Here is a 21389-nt window from a genome sequence, read left to right as displayed (position 1 = left end):
GGCATGAGTCCGACCATCACCGGGGTCGAGGTGCACGACATCCGCTTTCCGACCTCGGAGCAGCTCGACGGCTCGGACGCCATGAACCCCGACCCCGACTACTCCGCCGCCTACGTGGTGCTGCGCACCGACGCGCCCGACGGACTCGCGGGACACGGGCTGTGCTTCACGATCGGACGCGGCAACGACGTCGTCGCCGCCGCGATCGCCGCCCTGCGCCCCTTCGTGGTGGGCCGCACCGTGGCCGGCGTCACGGGCGACCTCGGCGGCTTCCACCGGCTGCTCACCCACGACTCGCAACTGCGCTGGCTCGGACCGGAGAAGGGCGTGGTGCACATGGCGGCCGGCGCCGTCGTCAACGCCGCCTGGGACCTGGCCGCCCGTCAGGCCGGCCGCCCGGTGTGGGAGCTGCTGGCCGGCATGACCCCGGAGCAGCTCGTCGACCTCGTCGACTTCCGCTACCTTGGCGACGCGCTCACCGCGGACGACGCCCTGGAGATCCTGCGCCGCGCCGAGCCCGGCCGCGCCGCGCGGGCCGAACTGCTGCGCCGCGAGGGCTACCCCGCCTACACCACCGAGCCCGGCTGGCTGGGCTACAGCGACGAGAAGCTGACCCGGCTGGCCGGGGAGGCGGTCGCGGCCGGCTTCACCCAGATCAAGCTGAAGGTCGGCGCCGACCTCGGCGACGACCTGCGGCGGATGCGGCTGGCCCGGGAGGCGGTCGGCCCGGACATCCGGATCGCGGTCGACGCCAACCAGCGCTGGGAGGTGGCCGAGGCGGTCGCCTGGATGCGCGCGCTCGCGCCGTACGACCCGTACTGGATCGAGGAGCCGACCAGCCCCGACGACATCCTCGGACACGCCGCGGTGCGGGCCGGGCAGCCGGTCCCGGTCGCCACCGGCGAGCACGTCGCCAACCGTGTGGTGTTCAAACAGCTCCTCCAGGCCGGTGCCGTGGACTTCGTGCAGATCGACGCGGCCCGGGTGGCCGGCGTCAACGAGAACGTGGCGATCCTGCTGCTCGCCGCCAAGTACGGGGTGCCCGTCTGCCCGCACGCGGGCGGGGTCGGCCTGTGCGAACTCGTCCAGCACCTCTCGATGTTCGACTACGTGGCCGTCTCCGGCAGCTTGGAGGACCGCGTGATCGAGTACGTCCCGCACCTGCACGAGCACTTCACCGACCCCGCGGTGGTGGAGGGCGGCCGCTACCGGGCGCCCGCCTCCCCCGGGTTCTCCGCCCGCATGCTGCCCGCCACCCTCACCGACTACCGCTACCCGGACGGTCCGGTCTGGGTGGCCCGACAGGAGCCGACCCGATGACCGACGCCCCGCACACCCCCGCCGACCTCCCCGCCCCCGCCACCGCCGCCTCCCGGGTTCCCGCCGGCCACCCCCAGGACCTCGCCGGGCTGTCCGCCCTGGTCACCGGTGGCGCCTCCGGGATCGGCGCCGCCACCGCCCGGCTGCTGGCCGCCCGGGGCGCGCGCGTCGCCGTCCTGGACCGCGACCCCGCCGGTGCGCCCGCGGGCACCCTCCCCGTGCGGGCCGACGTGACCTCCGACCAGGAGGTCCGGGCCGGCGTCGCCGAGGCGGCGGCCGAGCTGGGCGGCCTGCACATCCTCGTCGGCAACGCCGGGATCGGCGCCGTCGGCACCGTGGAGGACAACGCCGACGACGAGTGGCGGCGGGTGCTGGACATCAACGTCCTGGGCCTGGTCCGGGCCGCGCGCGCCGCCCTGCCGCACCTGCGCGAGGCCGCGGCCGCCCGGCCCGGCAGCGCCTCGATCACCCACACCTGCTCCATCGCCGCCACCGCCGGCCTGCCCCAACGGGCCCTGTACAGCGCCAGCAAGGGCGCCGTGCTCTCCCTGACGCTGGCGATGGCCGCCGACCACGTGCGCGAGGGCGTCCGGGTGAACTGCGTCAACCCCGGGACCGCCGACACGCCGTGGGTCGGAAGGCTGCTCGACCAGGCCGACGACCCGGCCGCCGAGCGGGCCGCGCTCGCCGCCCGGCAGCCGATGGGCCGCCTGGTCAGCGCCGACGAGGTCGCCGCCGCCATCGTCTACCTGGCGAGCCCCGCGGCCGCGAGCGTCACCGGAGCCGCCCTCGCCGTGGACGGCGGCATGCAGGGGCTGCGGCTGCGCCCGGCGGCCGACTAAGGCTGTCCCGCAATCCCCGGCGGGCGTGCGACGACGGCTACGGCGCCTCGCTTCGTTGCCGGGCTCATCCACAGACGATCCGGTATGAGGACGACCCTCCGCCGTGCGATCCACCGCATCGGACGCCGCACGCTGATCCGCCGGGGACTGCGGGACAGCCCTTAGGATCGGTCCGGCGGATCCCGCCGGTCGGGCCCGCGGCGCCCGGGGCCGTGGATCGCACGGCGGACAACCGTCCTCGTACCGGGTCGTCCGTCGGCGGTTCGGCGTCCGGGAGGCGCGGTGCCGGACGCCGCGAGACCGGCACGATCCGCCGGACCGGCTCCCCGGGGCCGGCCGCAGCCGTACCCGGTCCGCCTCCGGGGGCCGGCCCGCCGCGCCCGCGCGCAGCGGCCCACCCCTGACGTCCAGCGCAAGGAGAGACCCCCGCATGCCCGTACCGGCACTGCCCCGGCTCGGCCTCGGCTGCGCCCCGCTCGGAAACCTCTACACCGCGATCTCCGACGAGCAGGCCGAGGCCACGGTCGCGGCCGCGTTCGACGCCTTCCCCGGCGAGGTGACGTACCTCGACACCGCCCCGCACTACGGCCTGGGCCGCGCCGAGGAACGGCTCGGCCGGGCGCTGGCCGGCCGGGACCGGGCGTCGTACGTGCTGTCGACCAAGGTCGGCCGGCGGCTGCGCGACCTGCGCCCCGGCGAGACCCCGGACGGCCAGGGATACGTGGACAACCCGGCCCGGGCCCGGGTCTGGGACTTCACCGCCGACGGGATCGAGGCCACCTTGGAGGGCTCGCTGCGCCGGCTGGGCGTGGACAGCGTGGACATCGTCTTCCTGCACGACGTCGAGGACCACCTGCGGGAGGTCCGCGCCAGCGGCTTCCCGGCGCTGGCCGCCCTGCGCGACCAGGGCGTGGTGCGGGCGATCGGCTTCGGCATGAACCACAGCGGGGTGACGGCCGACCTCGTCGCCGACCTCGACGTCGACGTGGTGCTGTGCGCGGGCCGCTGGACGCTGCTGGAGCGCACCGCCTACGACGACCTGCTGCCGGTCTGCGCGCGGCGGGGCACGCGGGTGGTGGTCGGCGGCGTCTACAACTCCGGGCTGCTCGCCGACCCCCGGCCCGGCGCCCGCTACGACTACCGGGCCGCGCCCGCCCACCTGGTGGAGCGGGCCCGGCGCCTGGAACGGGTCTGCGCCGAGTTCGGGGTGCCGCTGCGGGCGGCCGCGCTGCGCTACCCCTTCGCGCACCCCTCGGTGGACTGCGCGGTGGTCGGCGCCGCCAACGAGGCCGAGGCCCGCGACAACGCGGCGCTCTTCGACCGCGAGATCCCCGACGACCTGTGGCACGCGCTCGTCGAGCGGGGGCTGCTCGACCCGGACGTGCCGCTGCCCACGGCACCGCCGGCCGAGCCGTCCGCGCGACCGGCGGCGGGAAGGTGAGCGGCCGGATGAGGATCGACGCGCACCACCACCTGTGGGACCTCGACCGCCGCCCGCAGCCCTGGCTGCGGGGTGACGCGCTCGAACCGCTCCGCCGCACCTTCGCGCTGCCGGAACTGCTGCCGCTGCTGGACGCCCACGGCATCGACACCACCGTCGTCGTGCAGTCCAGCGCCTCGCTCGACGAGACCCGGGACCTGCTCGCCACCGCCCGCGCCTCGCACGGCCGGATCGCCGGCGTGGTCGGCTGGGCCGACCTCACCGACCCCGACCGGCTGCCCGGCGTACTCGCCGAACTCGCCGAGGCCGGACCGCTGGTCGGCGTCCGGCACCAGGTCCAGGACGAGGCCGACCCGCAGTGGCTGGACCGGCCCGACGTGCGCGCCGGGCTGCGCGCGGTGGGGGCCGCCGGGCTGGCGTACGACCTGCTCGTCACCCCGCGGGAGCTGCCCGCGGCGCTCGCCGCGGTCGAGGAGCTGCCCGAGGTGCGGTTCGTGCTGGACCACGCGGGCAAGCCGCCGATCGCGGCCGGCCGGTGGGAGCCGTGGGCCGAGCAGGTCGCCGGGATCGCCGACCACCCGAACGCGGTGTGCAAGCTGTCCGGGCTGCTGACCGAGGCGGACCACGAGTCCTGGCGGCCGGCGGACGTCCTGCCCTACGCCCGCCACGTGCTCGCCTCCTTCGGGGCCGACCGGGTCCTGTTCGGCTCCGACTGGCCGGTCTGCACGCTCGCCGGCCGCTACGCCGACGCGTTCGCCCTCGCCGAACAGGCCACGGCCGCCCTCACGCCGGACGAACGGGACGCGGTGCTCGGGGGCAACGCCTTCCGCGTCTACAGCCTGGCCGGACCGGGCGAGCGGGTGAGCGACCAGGCGACCGAGTGACCGGCCGGGCGACCCGCGCGGCCCGCCGGGACGAGGCTCCGGGAGACCGCCCGGACCGGTGACCATTTGACCGCGGCGCGCCGGGCGCCGCCGGCCGGGCCGGACCCCGCGGCCGCGTCGTCGTCCTGAGGGCTGGTCCGCCGGGGACCGCGGTCCGCCCTCAGAGGGTGGAGCGCAGCCACTGCTCGACGCTCGCGACGTGGACCGTCGCCCAGGCGCGGGCTGCGTCGGGGTCGCGGTCGCGCAGCGCGGTGAGGATCGCCCGGTGCTCGTGGAGGGTGCGGGCGATGGCGTCCTCCTGGGTGACCCCGCGCCAGATGCGGGCGCGGGTGGTGGGGCCGGACAGGCCGTCGAGGAGCGAGCAGAGCACGGAGTTGCCCGAGCCCTGCACGATGCCGCGGTGGAAGTCCAGGTCGGAGGCGACCAGTTGCTCCACCGAGGGGGCCGTGCCGAGGGCGTCCAGCCGGCCCTCCAGCGCGTCGAGTTCGGCCGGGGTGAGCCGGACCGCCGCCATGGCGGTGGCCGCCGGTTCGAGGATGCGCCGCACCGCCAGGAACTCCAGCACCGTGTCGTCGCGGTGGAAGTCCACCACGAAGCTCAGCGCCTCCAGCAGCAACTGGGGGTCGAGGCTGGTGACGTAGGTGCCGTCGCCCTGCCGCACGTCCAGGATGCGGATCAGCGACAGCGCGCGCACCGCCTCGCGCAGCGAGTTGCGGGACAGCCCCAGCTCGGCCGCCAGCTCGCTCTCCTTGGGCAACCGGTCGCCCGGCCGCAGCGCTCCCGAGACGATCATGTCCTTGATCTTCTCGATCGCCTCGTCCGTGACCGCCATCAGGCCCTCCCCGTTGTCCATCCGTCGGCGCCACGCTGGGCCAGACCTCCGATGTCTCCCATTATGGGGTCAGCGCCGCGCCCTGTCCCACCGCCGGCCCCGCGCGGCCGCCACCGCACCGGAAACCGCTGGAGCCGGCCCGGCCGCGCGCCCATACTGGCCCGCGTGCTCCAGTACGAACTGATCGACCGGGTGCGGGCGTTGTGCCGCGCCGACGAGACCGTCCGCGCGGCCCTGATGTACGGCTCCTTCGCGGCGGGCGAGGGCGACGCGCACAGCGACGTGGAGTTCTGGCTCTTTCTCGACCCCAAGGCGCGCGCGGCCCTCGACCCGGCGGCGTGGTGCGCCGAGGTCGCCCCGGTCCACCTGGTGCTGCGCAACGAGTTCGGCACCCATGTGGCGCTCTTCCCCGGTCCCGTCCGCGGCGAGTTCCACTTCGCCACCACGGCGGACATCGCGTCGGTGGGGGAGTGGCCGGCCCGGGGCGCGGCCGTCGGCGCGATGGTCGTGGTGGACCGCGACGGCGCGCTCGCCCCGGTGCTGGCCGCGCTGCCCGAGCGGCCCGCGCTCCCCGGCACCGCCGAGGAGGTCGCCGACCTGTGCGGGCGGTTCGTGAACTGGATGGTGCTCGCCGCCCATGTCACCGCCCGCGGCGAGCACCTGCGCGCCCAGGACGCCCTGGCGCACGCGGCCCGCCACCTGCTGTGGATGGCCCGCCTGGCCGAGGGGAGCACCGCGCACTGGCTGACGCCGTCCCGCGCCGCGGAGGCCGAACTGCCGCGCGCCACGGTCGAGGCGGTCGCCGCGGGGACGCCCGCCGGCCTGTGGCGGGAGGGCCGGTGCCGCTGGCTGGCCCTGCTGGACCGGATCGGACGCGAGCACCCCGCCGCGCTCCTCGCGGAACTCGACGCGCTGCTGGCCCCCGGCCGGCCCTGAGCCGTGCCGACCGCCCGCGGCCCTGCGCCGTGCCGACCGCCCGCGGCCCTGCGCCGTGCCGACCAGCCGCGAGCAGCCGTCCGGCAACCCCGCCGGGAGCCGCCGGCCGACCCGGGCGGGCCTCCGCCGCGGCGGCCGGCCCCGGCCCCGCTCAGTCCCGGCGCGCCTTCAGGACGCGCTCCACGCCCTCCCGCACCTCCGGCGTGTCCAGCCCGCGGATGGTGAGCGTGGTGCGCCGCCGCAGCACGTCGTCCACGTCGTACGCCCATTCGCGGTCGCGGGCGTAGACCACCTGCGCCCAGATCTCCGGGGCGTCCGGGTGGACGCGCTCGGCGAGCGCCGGGTCCTCGTTGGCCAGACGGGCGATGTCGAAGGCGAGCGAGCCGTAGTGCCCGGCGAGGTGTCCCGCGGTGTCCGCGGCCATTCGCGGGCCGGGCGCGGCGCCGTCGACCACCAGGCGGTGCGCGACCGCCTCCCGGCTGGCGAAACCGGGCAGCGGGGCGCGCTTGGGCAGCCGGGACAGCGGCTCCATGTCGTCGGCGAGCGGATGTCCGGGCAGCTCGGCGAGCTTCGCCATCACGGTGCGGCCGATGTGCCGGAAGGTGGTCCACTTGCCGCCCGCGACCGACAGCATGCCGCCGCGGCCCTCGGTGACCACCGTCTCCCGCTTCGCCTTCGCGGTGTCGCCGGGCCCGCCGGGCAGCACCCGCAGTCCGGCGAAGGAGTAGGTGATCAGGTCCCGGGTGAGCTGGTGGTCGCGCACCGACAAGGCCGCCTCGTCCAGGATCTGGGCGGTGTCCGCCTCGGTGACCGCCACGTCGCCGGGGTCGCCCTCGTACGCCTCGTCGGTGGTGCCGAGCAGCAGCATGTCCTCCCACGGCAGGGCGAAGGTGATCCGGTACCTGTCGATCGGCGTGGCCAGCGCCGCGCGCCACGGCGCGGTCCGCTTCAGCACCAGGTGCGCGCCCTTGGACAGCCGGATCGACGGCACCGCCGTCGGGTCCTCCATCCGCCGCAGGTGGTCCACCCACGGGCCGGTGGCGTTGAGCACCAGCCGGGCGTCCACGCCGAACTCGGTGCCGTCGGTACGGTCCCGCAGGTCCGCACCGGTCACCCGGCCGCGGGTGAAGCGCAGCCCGGTGACCTCGGCGTGGTTGAGCACGGTCGCGCCGGCCTCGACGGCCGCGCGCACCGTCATCAGCGCCATCCGCGCGTCGTTCATCTGCCCGTCCTCGTAGACCGCGACCGCGCGCAGGTCGTCGGTGCGCAGCTCGGGCACGTCGCGGGCGGCCCGGGCGGGGCTGATCACGTGGCCGACGCCGTCGCGGAAGGCGGACAGCGCCGAGTACGCGAACACGCCCGCGCCGAGCTTGGCCGCGCCGTGCGGGCCGCCCTTGTAGACCGGCAGGTAGAAGGTGAGCGGGTTGGCCAGGTGCGGCGCGACGTCGTGGGAGACCGCGCGCCGCTCCAGGTGGTTCTCGGCGACCAGCCGCACCGCTCCGGTCTGGAGGTAGCGCAGGCCGCCGTGCAGCAGCTTGGAGGAGGCCGAGGAGGTGGCGCCGGCGAAGTCGCCGGCGTCCACCATCGCCACCCGCAGTCCCGACTGGGCGGCGTGCCAGGCGGTGGTGATGCCGAGGATGCCGCCGCCGATCACCAGCAGGTCGTACGTGGCGTGCCCGAGCAGGGCGCGGGTCTCGGCCCGCCCGGGGTTCGTGCCGGCGGTCGGGTGCGTCCCCAGCGCGGGGACGCGTTGCAGGGTGGTCATGGCGTTCTCAGTGCTCCTCGTCTTCGATCCAGCCCATGGTCCGGGTCACGGCCTTGCGCCAGTTGTGGTACTCGCGCTCCCGGTCGGCGTCGGCCATCCGGGGCGTCCATTCCGCCGCGCGCTTCCAGTTGGCGCGCAGCGCGTCGGTGTCCGGCCAGAAGCCCACCGCGAGTCCGGCGGCGTAGGCCGCGCCCAGGCAGGTGGTCTCGGCGACCATGGGGCGCACCACGGGTGCGGCCAGCACGTCGGCGAGGGTCTGCATGAGCAGGTTGTTGGAGGTCATGCCGCCGTCGACCTTCAGGGCGGCCAGCTCGACCCCGGAGTCCTTGGTCATCGCGTCGGCGATCTCCCGGGTCTGCCAGGCGGTCGCCTCCAGGACGGCGCGGGCGATGTGCGCCTTGGTGACGTAGCGGGTGAGCCCCGCGATCACGCCGCGGGCGTCGTCCTGCCAGTAGGGCGCGAACAGCCCGGAGAAGGCGGGGACGAAGTAGGCGCCGCCGTTGTCCTCGACGGTCAGGGCCAGCGTCTCGATCTCGGCGGCCGTGCTGATCAGGCCCATCTGGTCGCGCATCCACTGCACCAGGGCGCCGGTGACGGCGATCGACCCCTCCAGGGCGTAGACGGGGGCGGCCTCGCCGATCCGGTAGCCGACCGTGGTGATCAGGCCGTTGCGGGAGTCCACCGGGGTCTCGCCGGTGTTGAGCAGCATGAACGTGCCGGTGCCGTAGGTGGACTTGGCCTCGCCCGGGGAGAAGCAGGTCTGGCCGAAGAGCGCGGCCTGCTGGTCGCCGAGCGCGGACGCCACCGGGACCCCCGACAGGCCGCCGACGTCCGTGGTGCCGTAGACCTCCGAGGAGGAGCCGATGCGCGGCAGCACCGCGGCCGGCACGCCGATCGCGTCGAGGATGTCCTGGTCCCAGTCGAGGGTGCGCAGGTCCATCAGCAGGGTGCGGGAGGCGTTGGTGACGTCCGTGACGTGCACGCCGCCGTCCGCCCCGCCGGTGAGGTTCCAGATCACCCAGGAGTCCATGGTGCCGAAGAGGATGTCGCCGGCCTCGGCGCGCTCGCGCAGGCCCGCCACGTTGTCCAGCAGCCAGCGGATCTTCGGGCCGGCGAAGTACGACGCGAGCGGCAGCCCGGTGGTGGCGCGGAACCGGTCCTGGCCCTCGTCGCGGCCCAGCTCGCGGCAGAGCGCGTCGGTGCGGGTGTCCTGCCAGACCAGCGCGTTGTGCACCGGCTCGCCGGTGTGGCGGTCCCACAGCAGGGTGGTCTCGCGCTGGTTGGTGATGCCGATCGCCTTGACGTCGGACGGCTGGAAGCCGGGGACGTCCTGGGCGGCCTTGCGGACGGCGCCGGCCACCACCTCCTGGACGTTGGTCCAGATCTCGGCGGCGTCGTGCTCCACCCAGCCGGGCTTGGGGAAGATCTGTTCGTGCTCCTTCTGGTCCACCGCCACGATCCGGCCGTCCCGGTCGAAGACGATGCAGCGGCTGGACGTGGTGCCCTGGTCGATGGCGGCGATGAACGGGCCGGTGCCGTGGCAGCCGCCGTCGCTCCGGGGGGCGGAGTCGGTGGCGGTGCCGGTGGCGGCGGTGCCGGTCTCGTTCGGGGTGTCGGTCACGGTGTGCTCCTGCTGGGTCTGGCGTCCTGTGCGGGCGGGTCGGTGGGCGGTGGGCTCGGCCGGTGCGCGGTGCGCGGTGCGCGGTGCGCGGTGCGCGGTGCGCGGGCGGCGGTGGTCGGTACGGGCGGCCGCGGCGCGCGAGGGGTCGCGCGCGCCGCGTGCGCTACATGAAGGCCAGCCTGTACAGCCCGCCGGCGATCGCGGCGCCGACAAGCGGGCCGACCACCGGAATCCACGCGTATCCCCAGTCGGAGCCGCCCTTGTTGGGCAGCGGGAGCAGCGCGTGCACGATCCGCGGGCCGAGGTCGCGCGCGGGGTTGATCGCGTAGCCGGTGGGCCCGCCGAGCGAGAGGCCGATGCCGACGACGAGCAGCGAGGTCAGCAGGATGCCCGTGCCGTTGAGCGCCAGGCCCTTGGTCATGCCCTGGGTGAGGATGAACAGCACCAGCACCGCGGTGGCGATGATCTCGGTGAGCAGGTTCTGCACCGGGTTGCGGATCTCCGGGCCGGTGGAGAAGATCCCGAGCACCGGGCCGCCGGGCTGCGCCGCGGGGAGGCCGGTGGTCGGACCGGCCGGGTCCGGCTTCGGCGCGGAGCCGGCCCCGTCGGCCGCGGCGGTGGCCGCCGTGCCGGGCGCGGTACCGGACGTGTCGCCGTCCGGCGCGGTGCCGGCCGCCGGGCCCACCACGGCGGGGTCGGTCAGGTGCGCGTGGAACTGGCCGAGGTAGGCCGCCCACACCAGCACCGCGCCGATGAGGGCACCGCCGAACTCCCCGATCAGGTAGTACGGCATGGTGCTCCAGTCGCCGGTCTTGATGGCGACGCCCAAGGTGACGGCCGGGTTGAGCTGGCCGCCCGAGTAGCCGTTCGCGATGTAGGCGCCTCCCAGCACCGCCAGTCCCCAGCCGAAGGAGATCGCCACCCAGCCGGCGTCCTTGGCCTTGGATCGTTTGAGGGTCACCGCGGCGCACACGCCGCCGCCGAGCAGGATTAGAACGGCGGTACCGAAGAGCTCGCCGATGACTATGTGGCCGTTGGACACGTCGACTCCTTTGTCCCAGTCCCTGAGCCGCGGTCGGCATCCGTCCGTTGTTCGACATTGTCGACCGCAGGTCGAAAGTCTCGCCCCCCGCGATGACCAGGTCAATAGCCGTGTGACGGACCAGACGCACCACCTGCCGCCCGGCCGTCCGGGCGCGCCGCGCGCGGGCCGCCCGGGAGACCGCCCGGCGGGCCGCCCCCGGCCGCCCGCGGGCGCCTCAGAACCGGCCGGCGCCCAGGTCGCGCGAGACCGCCCGCGCGCAGTCCCGCACCGCCGCGACAAGCTGCGGCCTGATCCCGTCGCCGTCGCAGACCCGCTCCACCGCGCCGGTGACGCCCACCGCGCCGACCGGCATCCGCCGCCGGTCGTGGACGGGGGCCGCGACCGACGCCACGCCCTCCCAGGTCTCCTCCAGGTCGGCGGCCCACCCGCGGGCCCGGGTCAGGTCGAGCACCGCCTCGAAGTCCTCGGCCGCCGTCACCGTCCGCCCGGTCAGCGCGGCCCGCTCGCCCTCGGCCGCCTCGCTGTGGGCGACCGGGTCGTAGGCCGCGAGCACCTTGCCGAGCGCGGTGCTGTGCAGCGGCTGCATGGCGCCGACCTCCAGCACCTGCCGGCTGTCGTCCGGCCGGAAGACGTGGTGCACGACCAGCACGCCCTGCTGGTGCAGCACCCCCAGGTAGGCGGCCTCGCCGCTGGACCTGGCCAGGTCGTCGGTCCACACCAGGGCGCGGGCCCGCAGTTCGTGCACGTCCAGGAAGCTGTTGCCCAGCCGCAGAAGCTCGGCGCCGAGCTGGTACTTCCCCGACACCGGGTCCTGCTCGACGAAGCCCTCCTGCTGGAGGGTGCGCAGGATGCCGTGCGCGGTGCCCTTGGCCAGGCCGAGCGAGGACGCCACGTCCGACAGCCCCAGCCGCCGCTCGCCGCCCGCCAGCAGCCGCAGGATCGCCGCGGCGCGTTCCAGTGACTGGATGGGACCTGGCATGGCGGCGCTCCAAGAAGTGCGGGACGGTGCGGGTCGCCGGCCGCCGCGGATTCCGGCCGGTGTGGCCGGAACGAGGGCGGTCGGCGATGCCCCGGGTCGACAATGTCGACCTTCGTCATTCTTCATCATGGCAGACCAGGGAGCGCACCCCACCCGTGCCACCCGTCCGCCACCTGGAATCGCCTGAGCCTTTCCGGCCGCGCCCGCTACGCTGGCGTGGTGCGTGCCGTGCCCCCGGGGCTCGGCGGCGCATAGCCGACAGCCGTCGCACTCCAGGGAGCACCCATGGCTTTGCCGTCCCCCTCGTCCAGTCCCGCCGCGTCCGCGCACGACGCGGCGAGGGTCACCGCGTTCCGGGAGGCACTGGCCTCCCGCATCGTCGTCGCCGACGGCGCGATGGGCACCATGCTCCAGGCGCAGGACCCGACGCTCGACGACTTCCAGCAGCTCGAGGGCTGCAACGAGATCCTCAACGTCACCCGCCCGGACATCGTCCGCTCCGTGCACGAGGCGTACTTCCAGGCCGGCGTCGACTGCGTCGAGACCAACACCTTCGGCGCCAACCACGCGGCGATGAGCGAGTACGACATCCCCGAGCGGATCGAGGAGCTGTCCGCGGCCGGCGCCCGGCTGGCCCGCGAGGTCGCCGACGGCTTCGCCGCCGACGGCCGCCGCCGCTTCGTGCTCGGCTCGATCGGCCCCGGCACCAAGCTGCCGACCCTCGGCCACATCGACTACTCGACGCTGCGCGACGGCTACCAGGCCAACGCGGCCGGGCTGATCACCGGCGGCGCCGACGCGCTGGTCGTGGAGACCATGCAGGACCTGCTCCAGGTCAAGGCCGCCCTGGTCGGCTCGCGCCGGGCGATGGCCGCCGCCGGCGTCAACCTCCCGCTGATCTGCTCGGTCGCCGTGGAGACCACCGGCACCATGCTGCTCGGCTCCGAGATCGGCGCCGCGCTGACCGCGCTGGAACCGCTCGGCATCGACCTGATCGGCCTGAACTGCTCCACCGGCCCCGCCGAGATGAGCGAGCACCTGCGCTACCTCGCCCGCCACTCCCGCATCCCGCTGACCTGCATGCCCAACGCCGGCCTGCCGGTGCTCACCAAGGACGGCGCGCACTACCCGCTGTCCCCCTCCGAACTCGCCGACGCGCACGAGACGTTCGCCCAGGAGTACGGCCTGTCCCTGGTCGGCGGCTGCTGCGGCACCACCCCCGAGCACCTGCGCGAGCTGGTGGACCGGATCGGCGGCCACGACATCGCGCCGCGCGACCCGCGTCCGGAGCCCGGCGCCTCCTCCCTCTACCAGACCGTGCCGTTCCGCCAGGACACGTCCTACCTGGCCATCGGCGAGCGGACCAACGCCAACGGCTCGAAGAAGTTCCGCGAGGCGATGCTGGAGGGCCGCTGGGAGGACTGCGTGGAGATGGCCCGCGACCAGATCCGCGAGGGCGCCCACCTGCTCGACGTGTGCGTGGACTACGTCGGCCGGGACGGCGTCGCCGACATGTCCGAGATCGCCGGCCGCTTCGCCACCGCCTCCACCCTGCCGATCGTGCTGGACTCCACCGAGGTGGACGTGCTGAAGGCGGGGCTGGAGAAGCTCGGCGGCCGCGCGGTGCTCAACTCCGTCAACTACGAGGACGGCGACGGCCCCGAGTCCCGCTTCGCCCGCGTCACCGCGCTGGCCGCCGAGCACGGCGCGGCCCTGATCGCCCTGACCATCGACGAGGAGGGGCAGGCGCGGACCGCGGAGAAGAAGGTCGAGATCGCCGAGCGGCTGATCGCCGACCTCACCGGCAACTGGGGCATCCGCGAGTCCGACATCCTCATCGACTGCCTGACCTTCACCATCTGCACCGGCCAGGAGGAGTCCCGCAAGGACGGCGTCGCCACCATCGAGGCGATCCGCGAGCTCAAGCGCCGCCACCCCGACGTGCAGACCACGCTGGGCCTGTCCAACATCTCCTTCGGCCTCAACCCGGCCGCCCGCACCGTGCTCAACTCGGTCTTCCTCGACGAGTGCGTCAAGGCCGGGCTGGACTCCGCGATCGTGCACGCCGCCAAGATCCTGCCGATCGCCCGCATCCCCGAGGAGCAGCGCCGGACCGCGTACGACCTCGTCTACGACAAGCGCGCCGAGGGGTACGACCCGCTGCAGAAGCTGATGCAGCTCTTCGAGGGCGTCGACTCCAAGTCGCTGAAGGCCGGCCGCGCCGAGGAGCTGATGGCGCTGCCGCTGGAGGAGCGCCTCCAGCGCCGGATCATCGACGGCGAGAAGAACGGCCTGGCCGCGGACCTGGACGAGGCGCTGACCGAGCGCTCCGCCCTGGACATCGTCAACGACACGCTGCTGGCCGGCATGAAGGTGGTCGGCGAGCTGTTCGGCTCCGGCCAGATGCAACTGCCGTTCGTGCTCCAGTCCGCCGAGGTGATGAAGACCGCGGTGGCCTACCTGGAGCCGCACATGGAGAAGGTGGCCGACGGCGAGGAGGCCGGCAAGGGCACGATCGTGCTCGCCACCGTGCGCGGCGACGTGCACGACATCGGCAAGAACCTGGTCGACATCATCCTGTCCAACAACGGCTACAACGTCGTCAACCTGGGCATCAAGCAGCCGGTCTCCTCGATCCTGGAGGCCGCCCAGGAGAACCGCGCCGACGTGATCGGCATGTCCGGGCTGCTGGTGAAGTCCACGGTGATCATGAAGGAGAACCTGGAGGAGCTGAACCAGCGCGGCCTGGCCGCCACCTACCCGGTGATCCTGGGCGGCGCCGCCCTCACCCGCGCCTACGTCGAGCAGGACCTGCACGAGATCTACGCCGGCGAGGTGCGCTACGCCCGCGACGCCTTCGAGGGGCTGCGGCTGATGGACGCGCTGATCGGCGTGAAGCGCGGCGTGCCCGGCGCGGCGCTGCCGGAGCTGAAGGCCCGCCGGGTGCCGAAGCGGGAGCAGCCGGAGGAGCCGCAGGAGCCGAACCTCGGCCAGGTCCGCTCCGACGTCGCGGTGGACAACCCCGTGCCGGCCCCGCCGTTCTGGGGCAGCCGGGTGGTCAAGGGCATCCAGCTCGCCGACTACGCCTCCTGGCTGGACGAGGGCGCGCTCTTCAAGGGCCAGTGGGGCCTGAAGCAGTCGCGCGCCGACGGACCCGGCTACGAGGAACTGGTGGAGACCGAGGGGCGGCCCCGGCTGCGCGGGCTGCTGACCAAGCTCCAGTCCGAGCACCTGCTGGAGGCGGCCGTCACCTACGGCTACTTCCCGTGCGTCTCCAAGGGCGACGACCTGATCGTGCTGCACGAGGACGGCACCGAGCGCACCCGGTTCACCTTCCCGCGGCAGCGGCGCGGCCGGCGGCTGTGCCTGGCGGACTTCTTCCGCCCCGAGGACTCCGGCGAGACCGACGTGGTCGGCTTCCAGGTGGTCACCGTCGGCAACCGGGTCTCCGAGGCGGCCAACGAGCTGTTCGCCGCCGACTCCTACCGCGACTACCTGGAGCTGCACGGCCTGTCCGTCCAGCTCGCCGAGGCGCTGGCCGAGTACTGGCACGCCCGGGTCAGGGCCGAGCTGGGCTACGCCGGCGAGGACCCGGCGGACGTGGTGGACATGTTCGACCTGAAGTACCGCGGCGCCCGCTTCTCCCTGGGCTACGGGGCCTGCCCCGACCTGGAGGACCGGGCCAAGATCGCCGGCCTGCTGGAGCCGGAGCGGATCGGGGTCAAGCTCTCCGAGGAGTTCCAGCTCCACCCCGAGCAGTCCACCGACGCGATCATCATCCACCACCCGGAGGCGAAGTACTTCAACGCCCGTTGACCAGCGGTTCATCCGTTGTCCAGCGGGCCGAAGGGCCCCGACGTACACTGGACGGTCCGGCAGGGGCCGGTCGCCTCCCCGCGCGTGTCGCGGGGTGCGGCGACCGGCCTTCGTGTCCTCCGGACCCGAGGAGTGGGGCCTATGACGAGCAGCATCCCGGTCGCCGCCACCCGCGCGGACGACGGGCCCGACGACGGGCCCTGGGCCGTGCTCCTGGACCTGGACGGCACCCTGGTCGACACCGAGGGGCTGTGGTGGGCGGCCGAGTCCGAGGTCTTCGCCGACCTCGGGCACGTGCTGGACGAGGTGCACCGCTCCGTGGTGGTGGGCGGCCCGATGTCCCGCAGCGTGGGCCACCTGATCGACGTCACCGGCATCCGGGTGCCGGCGGCCGAGCTGATGACCGCCATCAACGGCCGTTTCGAGCACCTGGTCGCCCGCGGCGCGCCGCTGATGCCCGGCGCCCGGCGGCTGCTCACCGAACTGGCCGCGCACACCGTGCCCACCGCGCTGGTGTCCGCCTCGCACCGCCGCACCATCGACGTCATGCTGCGCTCGCTCGGTCCCGAGCACTTCTCCTTCACCCTGGCCGGCGACGAGATCGGCCGCACCAAGCCGCACCCGGACCCGTACCTGGCCGCCGCCGCGCGCCTCGGCACGGACCCCGCGCACTGCGTGGTCGTCGAGGACACCCTCACCGGCGTCGCCTCCGCGGAGGCGGCCGGCTGCCAGGTCGTGGCGGTGCCCTCGGTGGTGCCGATCCCGCCGGGGCCGGGGCGCACCGTCGTGCGCTCCCTGGAGGACCTCGACGTCCCTTTTCTGCGCTCCCTGCGCACGGCTCTTCACTGAGTGTGCGACCGGCCCGCTCCGCTTGTGCAGACTGCTGACTTTAGGCCCACCCGTTGGTGCTGATCACGGGAGACCTGGGTATCGTCGCCCCAGCGTGCCCCGCGCCGCCTCCCGCCCGACGCCCGTGACCCGGGTGAGCGGGCGGCTCTGTTGGGCCTTCCGGGCGCGTCATGAGCCCCCCGGCACTTGCGCAAGAGGAGAACGAGCAACGATGAACCGCAAGCTTCTGGTGCTGCCGGCCCTGCTCGGCGCGTTGGCACCCGCGATCTCCGGGTGCGGCAGTTCCGGCGGCAGCGGCGGCAGTGGCAAACCCATCGTCGTCGGTACCACCGACAGCATCGAGCTGACCAAGGACAACCCGGCGCCGCTCGACCCGGCCACGTCCTACGACAGTGCCACCTGGAACGTCTTCTACAACACCTTCCAGATGCTGCTGACCTACCAGCGCGGCAGCACCACACCGACGCCCGACGCCGCCAAGGAGTGCCACTACGACGGCACCTCGGGCCTGACGTACCAGTGCACGATGCGGGACGGCGAGAAGTTCTCCACCGGCCGCAGCCTCACCTCCACGGACGTGAAGTTCTCCATCGACCGGATGCAGAAGATCCACTGGGCCGACGGCCCGTCCTCGCTCATATCCGACGTCAAGAGCGTGGACGCGCCCGACGCGCAGACCGTGGTCTTCCACCTCAAGCAGCCCGACGCGACCTTCCCCGCGAAGCTCGCCACCCCCGCCGCCGCGATCGTGGACAGCAGCGTGTACCCGGCGACGAAGCCGTACACCGGCTGGCGGCTGGTCGGCTCCGGCCCGTACAAGCTGGACTCCTGGACCGCCGGCAAGCAGGCGGTGTTCACCAAGAACAGCCACTACGACGGCACCCTGAAGATGCACAACAGCGCCGTCACGCTCAAGATGTACGCCGACTCCAACAAGATGGAGGACGCGCTGAAGGCCGGCGACCTGGACGTCATGAGCCGCCAGATCTCGCCGGACCAGATCCAGAAGCTGGAGAGCGACCCCGACCCGGACTTCAAGCTCACCGAGTCCTCCGGCGGCGAGGCCCGCTACCTGTTCCTCAACACCGACGCGCCGTCGCTGAAGAAGGTCGCGGTCCGCCAGGCGATGGCCCAGATCATCGACCGCCAGGCGATCACCCGCGACGTCTACCAGCGCACCGCGGTGCCGCTGTACTCGGTCGTCCCGCAGGGCATCACCACGCACGTCAACTCGTTCTACGACACCTACGGCGAGCCCAGCGTCAAGAACGCGGAGAAGACGCTGAAGAACGCCGGCATCACCGAGAAGGTGCCGCTGACCATCAACTTCCGCCGCGACAACGGCGGCACGATGAACCAGGCCGAGGCCGAGACGATCGCCAAGCAGCTCAACGCCTCGGGGCTCTTCGACGTCAAGGTGAAGAGCGAGCAGTGGAACGCCTTCCTCAAGGCGGCCGGCGAGGGCCAGTACCAGGTCTTCGCGCTGAGCTGGCTGCCCGACTTCCCGGACCCGGACAACTACATCGCGCCGTTCTTCGACAAGGAGACGTTCATCCCGCTGCCCTTCGACCTGACGCAGATCCGCGACACGATCCTGCCGGAGACCCGCCGCCAGGCCGAGCGCAGCGCCACCACGGACGCCTTCGGCGAGGCGCAGAAGCTCGTCGCGGACCAGGTGCCGATGCTCCCGCTGTGGCAGGCCAACCAGTACATCGCCGCCCGCAACGACATCACCGGCGCGGAGTGGGCGCTCAACGCCTCGACCACCACGCAGTTCTGGGAGCTGGGCCGGGGCGCCTCCGGCTGACCTCCCGCACGCGTCACGCGGACGCCCCCCGTACCGGCCCTTCCGGGCCCGGTGCGGGGGGCGTCCGCGTGACGGCGGGGAGCCCGGGCAGTTCAGCTCGACCCGGGCCGCACCAGACCGCTCTCGTAGGCGTACACCGCCGCCTGGACCCGGTCGCGCAGGCCGAGCTTGGTCAGCACATGGCCGACGTGCGTCTTCACCGTGGTCTCGCTGACGAACAGCTCGGCGGCGACCTCGGCGTTCGACAGGCCGCGCGCGACCAGCTTCAGCACCTCGACCTCGCGCTCGGTCAGCGCGTGCAGCGGCTGCGGCACCGACTCCTCGCCCGACGGCAGCCGGCCCGCGTACTTGTCCAGCAGCCGCCGGGTGATGCTCGGCGCGAGCATCGCCTCGCCGGCCGCCACCACCCGGATCGCCTGCACCAGTTCCGCGGCCGGCGCGTCCTTGAGCAGGAAGCCGCTGGCGCCGGCGCGCAGCGCCTCCACGACGTACTCGTCCAGGTCGAAGGTGGTCAGCACCAGCACCTTCGCCGGGCCCGACCGGTCCGGGCCGGTGATCTGCCGGGTCGCCTCGACGCCGTCCATCCGGGGCATGCGGATGTCCATCAGCACCACGTCGGGCTGCAACGCCCGCACCTGGTCCAGGGCCTGCTGCCCGTCACCGGCCTCGCCGACCACGGCCAGGTCCGGCTCCGCCTCCAGGATCATCCGGAAGCCGGTGCGCAACAGGGGCTGATCGTCCACCAGCAGGACGCGGATCGCCACGGGTACTCCTCTTCGCTCGACCGGACCATTCTCGCCCACGGCCCCCCGCCCGGCAGGCCGTCACGCGCCACCGTCACGCGCCACCGGCGCGCGCCAGCGGGTAGGGCGGGGGAGTGCCCCCGAACTCCGGGCACAGCGCCTGGTGGTCGCACCAGCCGCACAGCGGGGTGCGCCGCGGCCGCCAGTCACCGCTGGCCGTCGCCTGCCGGATCGCCTCCCACAGCGCCAGCAGCCGCCGCTCGGTGCGCAGCAGGTCCTCCGGCGACGGGTCGTAGGTCCGCACGTCGCCGCTGCCGAGGTAGACCAGTTGGAGCCGGCGCGGCACCACCCCGCGCAAGCGCCACAGCACCAGGGCGTAGAAGCGCATCTGGAACAGCGGCTCGTCGGCGTACTCCGGGCGGGGCGCCTTGCCGGTCTTGTAGTCCACCACCCGCAGGTCCCCGGTGGCCGGGGCCACGTCCAGCCGGTCGACGTAGCCGCGCAGCGTCAGGCCGGACTCCAGCACCGTCTCCACGTACAGCTCGCGCTCGGCGGGCTCCAGGCGGGTCGGGTCCTCCAGCGTGAACCAGCGTTCCACCAGCCGCTCGGCGCTGGCCAGCCAGGCCGACAGCGCCGCGTCGTCGAGCGCGCCCTCGGCCGCGGTGAACAGCCCGGCCAGCTCCGGGCGGGCCGCCAGCAGCCGCTGCCACTCACCGGGCACCAGCGCCCGGGCCCGCTCGGCGGTGCGCTCGGCCGCGGGGGCGTCGAACAGCCGCTCCAGCACCGCGTGCACGACGGTGCCGCGGGTGGCCGCCTCGCTCGGCTTCTCCGGCAGCCGGTCGATCACCCGCAGCCGGTACAGCAGCGGGCAGCGCATGAAGTCCGCCGCGCGCGACGGCGACAGGGACGCCGGCGGGCGGGGCGGCAGCCCGCCGCGGGGGCCGCCGGCCTCGGGGGCGCCGTGCTCGGGGGCGCCGTGCTCGGGGGAGGTGCGGCCGGGCGGGACCGGCGCGGGGCCGGTCGCGGTGGTCGGCGCGGGGTCTGCGGCGGTGGTCGGCGCGGCGGCCGGCCGCGCGGGATCGGACGGCGCGCTGCCGCCCGGGCGGGTGCTGTCGGTGGGGGTCCCCATGGCAGACGACCTTACGGCCTGGCACCGACACGGACACGCGCCGGTGTGTGCCGTGCGACGGGGCAATATCATGGGTGTGATGCCCCTCGTGCCGCATGATCGGCACGGGGGTCTGTTTTCAGAAGGGGAACCAGTGAGCGAGAGCGGCGGTCCGCCGTCCCGGAGCACCCGCGCGCCGGGCCGAGGCGGCGGCGACGGCACCGACAAGCAGCCCAGGGAGCCCGGCGGCGGCATCCTGATGGGCCGGTTCCTCGGCGTGCCGATCTACGTCGCCCCGAGCTGGTTCCTGGTCGCCGCGCTGATCACCTGGGTGTTCGGCGGGCAGCTCGACACGGTGCTGCCCGAACTCGGCCGCGCCCGCTACCTGGTGTCGCTCTTCTTCGCGGTCGCCTTCTACGCCTCCGTGCTCGTCCACGAGCTGGCCCACACGGTGGCCGCGATCCGGTTCGACCTGCCGGTGCGCCGCATCCAGCTCCAGTTCTTCGGCGGCGTGTCGGAGATCGAGAAGGACTCCGACACCCCCGGCCGGGAGTTCGTGCTCGCCTTCGTCGGGCCGCTGCTGTCGCTGCTGCTGTCCGGCGCCTTCTTCGGCGGGATGCAGCTCGTGGACCGCGGCACCGTCCCCGGGGTGCTGCTCGCGGGGCTGATGGTCAGCAACCTGATCGTGGCGATCTTCAACTTCCTGCCCGGACTGCCGCTGGACGGCGGCCGCATGCTGCGGGCGGTGGTCTGGAAGGCCAGCGGCGACCCGATGAAGGGCACCGTCGCGGCGGCGTGGGCCGGGCGGGTGCTCGCCCTCGCCGTCCTGATCGGCATGCCGATGCTCTCCTACCTCCGCGGCAACGGCGAGAGCGGCGCGGACTCCCTCACCGACGCCCTGCTCGCCGCGGTCCTCGCCGCGATCATGTGGACCGGCGCCGGCAACGGGCTGCGGATGGCCCGGCTGCGCGAGCGCCTGCCGGACCTGCGGGCCCGCACCCTGACCCGGCGGGCCGTCCCGGTCTCCTCCGACACCCCGCTGTCCGAGGCGCTGCGCCGGGCCAACGAGGCGGGCGCCCGCGCCCTGGTCGTCGTGGACGGCAAGGGCGACCCGACGGCCCTGGTCCGCGAGTCGGCGATCATCTCGGTCCCCGAGCACCGCCGCCCCTGGGTCGCGGTCAGCGGCCTGTCGCACGACCTGCGCCCCGGGATGCGGGTCTCGGCCGACCTCACCGGCGAGGACCTCCTCGACACCCTGCGCGCCACCCCCTCCACGGAGTACCTCGTGGTCGAGCCCACCGGGGAGATCTACGGGGTGCTGTCCACCGCGGACGTCGAGCGGGCCTTCGTCGCCGCGATGTCCCGGGCCGCCTGACCGCGGCGCGGACGCGCTCGGGCGCG

General features: G+C 74.0%; 16 protein-coding genes. 9 read left to right on the top strand and 7 right to left on the bottom strand.

The window, feature by feature from the left end; all coding sequences use genetic code 11:
* Positions 1–3: 3 nt before the first annotated feature.
* From RVR_RS04855 to RVR_RS04840, 4 genes are all read left to right on the top strand, one after another.
* Positions 4–1320, top strand: coding sequence for an L-fuconate dehydratase (locus tag RVR_RS04855; RefSeq protein ID WP_202232655.1), 1317 nt, complete (start codon positions 4–6; stop codon positions 1318–1320).
* The gene (locus RVR_RS04850) at positions 1317–2162 is read left to right on the top strand and encodes an SDR family NAD(P)-dependent oxidoreductase (protein ID WP_202232654.1); all 846 of its coding nucleotides are present in this window, start codon (positions 1317–1319) and stop codon (positions 2160–2162) included. The genes RVR_RS04855 and RVR_RS04850 overlap by 4 nt, the downstream gene beginning before the upstream one ends.
* A gap of 430 nt (positions 2163–2592) precedes the next feature.
* A complete protein-coding gene (locus RVR_RS04845) occupies positions 2593–3603 on the top strand; it encodes an aldo/keto reductase (protein ID WP_202232653.1) in 1011 nt (336 codons plus the stop codon).
* Between the two features lie 8 nt (positions 3604–3611).
* Positions 3612–4487 (top strand): amidohydrolase family protein, encoded by an 876-nt coding sequence (locus tag RVR_RS04840; RefSeq protein ID WP_202232652.1) that lies wholly within the window; start codon positions 3612–3614, stop codon positions 4485–4487.
* A 160-nt stretch (positions 4488–4647) separates the two neighbouring features.
* Here RVR_RS04840 and RVR_RS04835 read toward each other — a convergent pair whose 3' ends face one another.
* Entirely contained in the window at positions 4648–5319 is a 672-nt protein-coding gene (locus RVR_RS04835) for a FadR/GntR family transcriptional regulator (protein WP_202232651.1), read from the bottom strand.
* 165 nt (positions 5320–5484) lie between these two features.
* Between RVR_RS04835 and RVR_RS04830 the strand changes: the two genes are divergently transcribed.
* Positions 5485–6255, top strand: a complete 771-nt coding sequence (locus tag RVR_RS04830; protein ID WP_202232650.1) for a nucleotidyltransferase family protein — start codon at positions 5485–5487, stop codon at positions 6253–6255.
* Between the two features lie 151 nt (positions 6256–6406).
* Here the strand turns inward: RVR_RS04830 and RVR_RS04825 are convergent, their stop codons facing one another.
* From RVR_RS04825 to RVR_RS04810, 4 genes are all read right to left on the bottom strand, one after another.
* Positions 6407–8020, bottom strand: coding sequence for a glycerol-3-phosphate dehydrogenase/oxidase (locus tag RVR_RS04825; RefSeq protein WP_202232649.1), 1614 nt, complete (start codon positions 8018–8020; stop codon positions 6407–6409).
* A gap of 7 nt (positions 8021–8027) precedes the next feature.
* On the bottom strand, positions 8028–9542 hold the full coding sequence (glpK, locus tag RVR_RS04820) for a glycerol kinase GlpK (protein ID WP_237405237.1): 1515 nt from the start codon (positions 9540–9542) through the stop codon (positions 8028–8030).
* A gap of 262 nt (positions 9543–9804) precedes the next feature.
* A complete protein-coding gene (locus RVR_RS04815; RefSeq protein WP_202232647.1) occupies positions 9805–10683 on the bottom strand; it encodes an MIP/aquaporin family protein in 879 nt (292 codons plus the stop codon).
* Between the two features lie 217 nt (positions 10684–10900).
* The gene (locus RVR_RS04810; RefSeq protein ID WP_202232646.1) at positions 10901–11665 is read right to left on the bottom strand and encodes an IclR family transcriptional regulator; all 765 of its coding nucleotides are present in this window, start codon (positions 11663–11665) and stop codon (positions 10901–10903) included.
* Between the two features lie 285 nt (positions 11666–11950).
* Here RVR_RS04810 and metH point away from each other — a divergent pair, with 285 nt between their 5' ends.
* From metH to RVR_RS04795, 3 genes are all read left to right on the top strand, one after another.
* Positions 11951–15481, top strand: a complete 3531-nt coding sequence (gene metH, locus RVR_RS04805) for a methionine synthase (RefSeq protein ID WP_202232645.1) — start codon at positions 11951–11953, stop codon at positions 15479–15481.
* Positions 15482–15622: 141 nt separating this feature from the next.
* Positions 15623–16330, top strand: a complete 708-nt coding sequence (locus tag RVR_RS04800; RefSeq protein WP_202232644.1) for an HAD family hydrolase — start codon at positions 15623–15625, stop codon at positions 16328–16330.
* 211 nt (positions 16331–16541) lie between these two features.
* Entirely contained in the window at positions 16542–18137 is a 1596-nt protein-coding gene (locus RVR_RS04795) for an ABC transporter substrate-binding protein (protein ID WP_202232643.1), read from the top strand.
* Between the two features lie 92 nt (positions 18138–18229).
* On the opposite strand, the gene RVR_RS04790 is transcribed toward RVR_RS04795, so the two are convergent.
* Both RVR_RS04790 and RVR_RS04785 read right to left on the bottom strand, forming a co-directional pair.
* Positions 18230–18901: a response regulator gene (locus tag RVR_RS04790; RefSeq protein ID WP_202232642.1), complete on the bottom strand. Its 672-nt coding sequence runs from the start codon at positions 18899–18901 to the stop codon at positions 18230–18232.
* A 73-nt stretch (positions 18902–18974) separates the two neighbouring features.
* A complete protein-coding gene (locus RVR_RS04785) occupies positions 18975–20009 on the bottom strand; it encodes a RecB family exonuclease (protein WP_237404572.1) in 1035 nt (344 codons plus the stop codon).
* 133 nt (positions 20010–20142) lie between these two features.
* On the opposite strand from RVR_RS04785, the gene RVR_RS04780 reads away from it, so the two are divergent.
* Complete coding sequence (locus RVR_RS04780) at positions 20143–21363, top strand: site-2 protease family protein (protein WP_202232641.1); 1221 nt, start codon at positions 20143–20145, stop codon at positions 21361–21363.
* The last annotated feature ends 26 nt before the right edge of the window (positions 21364–21389 follow it).

The organism is Streptomyces sp. SN-593 (assembly GCF_016756395.1).
Lineage (GTDB): Bacteria > Actinomycetota > Actinomycetes > Streptomycetales > Streptomycetaceae > Actinacidiphila > Actinacidiphila reveromycinica.
The sequence above is the reverse complement of the archived record's forward strand: the minus strand, read 5'-3'. Positions and strand labels throughout refer to the sequence as shown.

What these genes read in the sequence shown, in the direction of transcription:
- RVR_RS04795 (WP_202232643.1), top strand. Translation starts at nt 16,542, where the DNA reads ATGAACCGCAAGCTTCTGGTGCTGCCGGCCCTGCTCGGCGCGTTGGCA.
- RVR_RS04800 (WP_202232644.1), top strand. Translation starts at nt 15,623, where the DNA reads ATGACGAGCAGCATCCCGGTCGCCGCCACCCGCGCGGACGACGGGCCC.
- RVR_RS04785 (WP_237404572.1), bottom strand. Translation starts at nt 20,009, where the DNA reads ATGGGGACCCCCACCGACAGCACCCGCCCGGGCGGCAGCGCGCCGTCC.
- RVR_RS04845 (WP_202232653.1), top strand. Translation starts at nt 2,593, where the DNA reads ATGCCCGTACCGGCACTGCCCCGGCTCGGCCTCGGCTGCGCCCCGCTC.
- RVR_RS04835 (WP_202232651.1), bottom strand. Translation starts at nt 5,319, where the DNA reads ATGGCGGTCACGGACGAGGCGATCGAGAAGATCAAGGACATGATCGTC.
- RVR_RS04810 (WP_202232646.1), bottom strand. Translation starts at nt 11,665, where the DNA reads ATGCCAGGTCCCATCCAGTCACTGGAACGCGCCGCGGCGATCCTGCGG.
- RVR_RS04825 (WP_202232649.1), bottom strand. Translation starts at nt 8,020, where the DNA reads ATGACCACCCTGCAACGCGTCCCCGCGCTGGGGACGCACCCGACCGCC.
- RVR_RS04840 (WP_202232652.1), top strand. Translation starts at nt 3,612, where the DNA reads ATGAGGATCGACGCGCACCACCACCTGTGGGACCTCGACCGCCGCCCG.
- metH (WP_202232645.1), top strand. Translation starts at nt 11,951, where the DNA reads ATGGCTTTGCCGTCCCCCTCGTCCAGTCCCGCCGCGTCCGCGCACGAC.
- RVR_RS04850 (WP_202232654.1), top strand. Translation starts at nt 1,317, where the DNA reads ATGACCGACGCCCCGCACACCCCCGCCGACCTCCCCGCCCCCGCCACC.
- RVR_RS04855 (WP_202232655.1), top strand. Translation starts at nt 4, where the DNA reads ATGAGTCCGACCATCACCGGGGTCGAGGTGCACGACATCCGCTTTCCG.